Source organism: Bartonella sp. AD13SXNS (assembly GCF_042196465.1).
Classification (GTDB): domain Bacteria; phylum Pseudomonadota; class Alphaproteobacteria; order Rhizobiales; family Rhizobiaceae; genus Bartonella.
This window is the reverse complement of sequence record NZ_JBHIQI010000028.1, coordinates 1-7,222: the sequence shown is the minus strand read 5'-3', so window position 1 is coordinate 7,222 and position 7,222 is coordinate 1. Positions and strand designations below refer to the sequence as shown.

Annotated in this window: 4 protein-coding genes and 1 pseudogene; 2 read left to right on the top strand and 3 right to left on the bottom strand. The window is 34.8% G+C overall.

Annotated elements, in window-relative coordinates; all coding sequences use genetic code 11:
* Together ACFIMQ_RS08820 and ACFIMQ_RS08815 are read left to right on the top strand one after the other, a co-directional pair.
* Nucleotides 1–480 (top strand): annotated as a pseudogene (locus ACFIMQ_RS08820) (hypothetical protein); the annotation flags it as partial.
* Nucleotides 481–568: 88 nt separating this feature from the next.
* The gene (locus ACFIMQ_RS08815) at nucleotides 569–1,696 is read left to right on the top strand and encodes a N4-gp56 family major capsid protein (protein ID WP_375617006.1); all 1,128 of its coding nucleotides are present in this window, start codon (nucleotides 569–571) and stop codon (nucleotides 1,694–1,696) included.
* 1,786 nt (nucleotides 1,697–3,482) lie between these two features.
* On the opposite strand, the gene ACFIMQ_RS08810 is transcribed toward ACFIMQ_RS08815, so the two are convergent.
* From ACFIMQ_RS08810 to ACFIMQ_RS08800, 3 genes are all read right to left on the bottom strand, one after another.
* Entirely contained in the window at nucleotides 3,483–4,208 is a 726-nt protein-coding gene (locus ACFIMQ_RS08810; protein ID WP_375703861.1) for a hypothetical protein, read from the bottom strand.
* A gap of 98 nt (nucleotides 4,209–4,306) precedes the next feature.
* Nucleotides 4,307–5,470: a hypothetical protein gene (locus tag ACFIMQ_RS08805; RefSeq protein ID WP_375703860.1), complete on the bottom strand. Its 1,164-nt coding sequence runs from the start codon at nucleotides 5,468–5,470 to the stop codon at nucleotides 4,307–4,309.
* Nucleotides 5,471–5,550: 80 nt separating this feature from the next.
* A complete protein-coding gene (locus tag ACFIMQ_RS08800) occupies nucleotides 5,551–6,189 on the bottom strand; it encodes a hypothetical protein (RefSeq protein ID WP_375703859.1) in 639 nt (212 codons plus the stop codon).
* Between the last annotated feature and the right edge of the window lie 1,033 nt (nucleotides 6,190–7,222).

The window sequence follows — 7,222 nt, the reverse complement described above, 5'->3', positions numbered from 1 at the left end:
AATGATCATTTGAACCAGTTTTTAGAAAGTTCTGTTACATCAATTAAAGATAAATACAGTGATTTTGATGCGGCGGCGGATTATCTTTATGAGACGCGTGCAAAGCAATTAAGTGCTTGGTCATCTGTTTATCCGACTTATGCGCAACGGAGCACGATAGATGCGATTATAGGGGATGAATTGCGTACGATTGTAGCGACTTGCGCCCAAAAGGGGGGTAATCCAGCAGAAGAGCTTTATAGGATAGCACAAAATCTTGGTTATCAGAACCAAGGGATGCAAGCGAATAATCAAGTTGCAGCACTTCAAAGCCGTCAGAATTCTGCGAGAACCTTAACGGCATCTGGTGGAGGAGGCATGACAGGTCCTATGACAAAAGACACCCTTGCCAATATGTCAGAGAAAGAATTCAACGCATGGATCTCCAATCCGAAAAATGAAGCCCGTTTTTATGAAATAATGGGTGCAGACCCTGATTAGGCAATCAGTTTTACAACATAATCCGCCTTGATGCGGGTTTTCCACCGGCTTTAAGCCGGTTTTTTTACAGCAAAGAAAGGTGAAATCAATGGCAACAACACATATAGGAACCCATGATCCGCAATCGGTGAAATTGTGGTCACAGAAATTAAGCAATGAAGTTTTGAAAGCAACGAAAATTGCCCCTCTTATTGGCAAAAGTTCGAACAGCATTATCCAGCTTTACAACGAAACCCATAAGAGTGCAGGGGATAGTGTTACGTTCAGTTTGCTAGTCAATCTGTTTGGAGATGGTGTCACGCAAGGCGAAACCTTAGAAGGCAATGAAGAAGCGCTTCAATTTATGAATGATCGGTTGGTGATTAACGAGCTTTTACATGCGGCGCGTGTTGCCAATGATGACTCGATTGATCAACAGAGAATCCTCCCGAATTTACGTAAGAAAGCGAAAGAAGGCTTGGTTCGCTGGTATGCCAATCGTTTAAGCATCATGTTCTTTCTTCAGGTATGTGGTTATACAGCCCGTACGATCAGTGTTGATGGTCGAGAAGTGTACATTAAACCGGTTCATTATGGCTTTAATGAAATCATGGCACCAAGCAGTGAACGGATTATCCGCCCCGATGGGAAAACCAAGGATGAAGATCTTAATGATAAAGCCAAACATAGCTTTAGTTTGAAGCTTATTGATGAAGCGGTTAAACAAGCCAAACTTGCTAATCCGCAGATTTCCCCCGTTCATGTTAACGGTGATGATGTTTACGTTCTCTATTTGCACCCAACACAAGTGATGCAATTGCGTACCAATACAGCCGCTGGTGAGTGGTTAGATATTCAAAAATCGGTTTATGCGACTTCTCGTGCAAAGAACCCAATCTTTGATGGTTCTCTTGGCATGTATAATGGTGTTGTTTTACGCGAAGCTATTCATGTCACCCATGGTGTTAACTCGACAAATAATACAGCGGTAAAAAGTGTGCGTCGTGCGGTGTTCTTAGGAGCGCAGAGTGCGATTATAGGTTTTGGGAAAAATCATAGTGCAACAAATTACACCCTCAAAGAAGAATATTTTGATTATGAACGTGAATTTGGTGTTGCCGCCAAGACTTTGATAGGAATGAAGAAAACTCGTTTCCAAATGCCCAATAGTGCACAAACAGCGCAAGATTTTGGAACGATTGTTATTCCTACCTACAGCGGTGAAGCAGCAGCGTAATCATTAAGGAGGAAAACAAGACATGGCAGATCAATTACCCCCTCCATTACAGGGAAGAAATATATCATAAAAAACACAATAAAGTCAATAGTTTGTTTGTAATTATTTTATATGAATCCACTCAAGAATCCATCTTTTTATGCATGTTTAAATTGACCATTTTTTATATAAGATTGTCACGTATGAATAGACCATAAAAAGCAAATCACGATGTAAATATTATAACGCATGTGTGCATTCAATGAAATGAAAAGCAGTTATCATTCATAACAGTTTATAAATTTTATGATACGTTTTTTTATCACAGCACAAATCACATTGTTTAAAAATTTAGTTGTTTGAAATTATCGATAACATACGTTTTAAAGATCACAGCTTGTTTTAAAGATTGGTTTGTTAATCGCATAAAATAACAAATTAACGTTCGCCAAAATTGGCGAGCGCAAAATCTAAAGAGTGTTATAGCAATTATTAGATCATTCTATAAGAGGGTAATCGTTTGAAACTGTTATAAGGTAAATTGTATCAAAAGATACGCATTTATAGAAAATAGAGATCATATAATTTTCCCCAAAATTGGGGAAAACCTTTAAAATGGCATTAAAGAAATTAACTGTTTGAAGCAGTCATAAGCTTATAGGTTTAATTCATAAAGATTGCATAAAAGGATTTAAAGACAAGATTGATTTTATAACCACGGTATTTTTTTACCGAGGTAGGAAATAAAGGTAATGAAATTCAAAACGTTATATCTTATGAAATGAAAAGCCTTTTAATGAATAGATTGCAGGCTAGTTTTTAAGAACGGAACTATTCGCTTCCACAAAAAAATGGAAGCAAATAATGCCATGGCAGCAGAATTACTATCTACTTTAGATTTGGTACTAAAAACGTTTTAAAAGTTATAGTTTAAAAATTCGAAACCAAATGGGGTCCCCTCAAATTTGAGGGCATCTATTTTAGACAAAGATAAGCAAGTAAAATTCAAAACCATTGTAACATCATAAGGCATGAGATTTTTCTAAATTTTTAGAAAAAAGCTATAATGTTAAAGAATGCTCTATTCTAAAAGATAACGCCCCCATAATTGGGGTGGTTAATTTTGCTAGCCAAATATAGAGCGATTAATTTGCAAAGAAGTTTTGTTAAAAATACGCTTATTATGAAAGCCTTTCTAAATGAACGTTTGAAACGGATGTTTATAACAGTTTTTAAAGCCTTGCGTTTGATAAAAGCGGTTGTTTATTGTCTTATGAGAGTTTGTTTTAAAAACCAACGTTTGCAACTGTAAAAAACGGGTTTTGTTAAATCTATCAAGCGTTTTGATTTGTTTGATAGGTTTGATTTTAGACAATGTGTTATTTGAATTCACTTAACTCAATTTTAAAGTCAGTATATTGAAACGTTTTAAAAGAAGCATTTTGATCATGGGCTTTATTTCAAATGCCCCCTCACAAAGGAGGAGTTATGATTAATACGTTTGATAGCCATAACAAGCGTTTTATAGGCTCTCTCATTCAAATGAGTGATTAAAGATCATACGCATTATTTACATTCCTTTTGATAAGTTTTCATATCTCTAATAGAGCGCTTGCAATATGATACGTTTTGTATATATGTGTCATTACCTTGATTAGGGTTGATTCATAAGGATAGACATTTGAAAGCCGCGTCATATCACTTGGCACGGCTTTCTTTTATGAATGCTCTCTTTTATGATATGTATATTAAGCAATTATCTTATAATGCGTTTATAGCCATCAAGAAGGCACTCCCATGTCTATTTTTATTCTGTTTCATCAACAATCTTGACAAGGTTATCGCTTTCATAAACCTCATAATTTATAGGAACTTCCCTTACTTTGCTTTTCTTGGTTAATTTCGCATTGCCATAAGCGCGACCCCAGACCTTAGTATAGAATAAAACCTTGGCATTGCCAAAAACAGAGCCATAAATTTCAGCACAACCGCCCACCAAAGCACCGCCATAGACCTTGCCATGTATTTTTGCACGACCATTAATAAAGGCATAATTATAAACCTTGGCATAGCTATGAATACGGGCAGAGCCAGCAACAATGGCACGACCATAGACGCGTGCATAACTAAAAACCGTAGCATCATAAGAAACATGAGCATACCCATAAACATTGCCATAAACATGAGCATTGCCATAGACACAAGCATGGTCATAAATTTTTGCGTATTGAGAGATGAAAGCCTTGCCATAGATTTCACAATTCCCATAGACTTGACCACAAACTTGAGAAAAATGCCGTATTTTTGCATTTTCAGAAACGACGGCATAGCCATACACACAAGCTTTATCATAAACCCAGCAATTGCCATCATGGGAGAGATTAGCTTCCTTTTCGATAAAGCCGCCGAGGTCGCCAGCCTTAACATCATCAAAATCTCTTAAAGCACGAATGCGATAAAGAGTTATAATATTTCGAGTAAGAGCATGTTTGATTTTTTTAATTTCACTGGTTAATTCATATTTTTTGCACATAGAGATACCCTCACAATCTAATGTGATAAACGTTTTCTAAAATTTGAAATGGAAAATTGGATTGGAAAGCAGGCGCCCCCGCCGCGCCCATTCTTTATTTAAGCAGCTTCATTTATGGTTTTGTTATTATTCCCAATATCATCATAAATTTTTTGATTGCCATCAACTATAGCATTGCCAAAGATTTTTACTAAGTAACAAACATATACATTGTCAGAAACGACGGCATTATCGTAAACATGAGCAGCCCAATCAATACGAGCAGAGCCTAATATTTTTGCATTGCCATAAACAAAGCCCTTTACATAAGCATTATCAGCAATTTTCGCATTATCAGAGATTTTTGCATCAAAAACGATATTAGCTTTATTACAAACAAAGGCATTGTCATAAACTTGACCACGAACGATAGCATTGTCATTAATTTTTGCATTGCCATAAACATGAGCATTTGCACTGAAAACCCATGCATCATCATTAACAACGGCATTGCCATAAACTTTAGCATTTCTATTAATACAAGCATTATCATGTATTTTTGCATTGTCAGAAACGACAGCTTCCCAAAAAACGGTAGCGTTATCATAGACCCAGCAATTGCCATCATGAGAGAGATTGCTTTCATTTTCAATAAAACCACCTAAATCACCAGTCTTTACATCAGCAAAATCTTTAATGGCTTTAATGCGGTGTAAAGTATGACCAGCCACACAACGCGTTTCATTCGTAAATTCGTATTTTTTGGTTATAGGTAAAGAGACACAAGCGTCATCAGACATTTGAGATGCAAGATTAATCGTTTCATTGTCTTCAATACGTGTATACCAATTAATAAAAGCATTCCCATAGACTTTTGCATTGTCTCTTATAACAGCTTTATCACATACAGCGGCGTTATTAAAAACACGAGCATGTTTGTAAACAAAAGCATATCCAAAAACCAAGGCATTATCATGTATTTTTGCATTGTCATAAACACTAGCAAAATCAAATACCTTTGCATTATCACAAACCGTTGCGTTATCGAAAACACTAGCATAATTAAAAACAGTAGCATTATCAGAAACAAAAGCATTATTATAAACACAAGCCTCATTAGCTACCCAGCAATTGCCATCATGTGATAAATTACTTTCCTTTTCGATAAAGCCCCCAAGGTCGCCAGCTTTAACATCAGAAAAGTCTTTTAAAGCTTTAATGCGATAAAGAGTATGATTACTAATTACACGTGTCTCATTTGTGAGTGCAAACTTTTTTTGCATGACACAATTCCTTTATAAATAGATTTAAATTTTTGAATGAAATGTTTAAAAGGGGGCGCCCCGCCGCGCCCGTGTCTTATTTACGCAGCGTCTTTTAGAGACTGATCGTTATAGACAATTTCTTTATTACATACTTCATTATTGCGAACCCAAGTGTCACCTTTAATGACCGCATTGCGAAAAATCTTTACATTTGCAAAAATACAAGCATATCCGGAAACTTTCGCATTATCATAAATTTTTGTATCATTAAAAACACAAGCGTAATAATGAACATGAGCATTACCAAAAATATGAGCATCCGGATAAATACGTGCAAAGCCATACACATGAGCATTACCATAAATATTGCCAGCCACAACCGCCTTGCCATAAACCCTTGCATTTTCATAAATACAAGCAATATTGTTCACATGGGCATACCCACTTACAATGGCATTATCGTAAACCCTTGCATTGCTATAAACCTTAGCTTTACCGCCAACCCAGCAATTGCCATCATGGGATAAATTACTTTCACCTTGTATAAAACCGCCTAAATCCCCTTTTTTGACGTCTCCAAAATCTCTTAAAGCGCGAATTCTATGAAGGGTTTTAAAGCCAACCTCTATTGTCTCACCTGTAAATTCGTATTTTTTCGCAGGCTCTTGTTTATTAATAGACGCTGTTTCATTTGCAATGGAAGAAATAACGGGGGTGTTTTTTGATATATTTGTCATAATTAAAACCTTAACGTAAAATTGTTTGTTATTGACACTCTTAACAAGCATCGGGCGCTAACAAACACGGCGTTAAGTCCGTTGCTTACACTTTTCCCATAAGGGTATTGTATGATGTAAGCACACCCGACAGAGTCATTATATGCTAATTAACACATAAAAGACAGCCAGTATTTTAAAAACATAGGAAAGGTTGTATCGTAACCTATCCGCTTAACGTGAAGTGTTTGTTAATCACTTGATTATTTATATAACAAAATACGTATTTATTGTCAAATAATATTTTATCTTTTTTGATATTTTTTTGTATTTTTTTAATTGCATTGTGTATTGATGTTATCATGTGCTTATAAAATGCTTCTTTTATATTTATATACTTTTAAAGCTATATTATGGGCTTTAGAAACGTTTGCGCTGTTTTTTGAATCTATACATTTATAATATTTATAAACGCTCTCATAATGCGTATTTTTAACTTTATAACCTGTCAGCTTTTTTACTAAATGAATTTTAATTTTTTTGTGAATTTTGTTTATAACACATTTTCAACTTAACTGCTTTTTATAGAGATGGTCTTTATAACTAATGCTTTCATTTGCATTATGATTATAAAACCTTGCTGTTTTTATGCATTCTTTATAGCCATGGTGTTATTTTTCATTTTCATAAGAGAAACGATAAATAGGATATAGGATAATTGCGATTTAGAGACTGTTATGAAAATATCTAAAGAGAGATTGATAACTATAGAGATTAGCAAAATCCCTTTTAATAGACCGTGTCAGTGTTGTCAGTTTTGTCAGTTCCTTTTAGATCCTCTATTATTTTTTTTTAATGAGAAAAATTAAAAACATTATATTTCAATATATTAGACTTTAAAGATACAATCTATATTAAAACACAACCTATAAATACAACCAACGGTATATTTTTGAAGGTATTTTGAGAGTTTTAGGAACCTTCAAAACCTATAAGTAATATAAGAAAATGAATATATATAACTCTCTTTAAACAAAGCTTTTGAAAACAATAA

What these genes read in the sequence shown, in the direction of transcription:
- ACFIMQ_RS08815 (WP_375617006.1), top strand. Translation starts at nt 569, where the DNA reads ATGGCAACAACACATATAGGAACCCATGATCCGCAATCGGTGAAATTG.
- ACFIMQ_RS08810 (WP_375703861.1), bottom strand. Translation starts at nt 4,208, where the DNA reads ATGTGCAAAAAATATGAATTAACCAGTGAAATTAAAAAAATCAAACAT.
- ACFIMQ_RS08805 (WP_375703860.1), bottom strand. Translation starts at nt 5,470, where the DNA reads ATGCAAAAAAAGTTTGCACTCACAAATGAGACACGTGTAATTAGTAAT.
- ACFIMQ_RS08800 (WP_375703859.1), bottom strand. Translation starts at nt 6,189, where the DNA reads ATGACAAATATATCAAAAAACACCCCCGTTATTTCTTCCATTGCAAAT.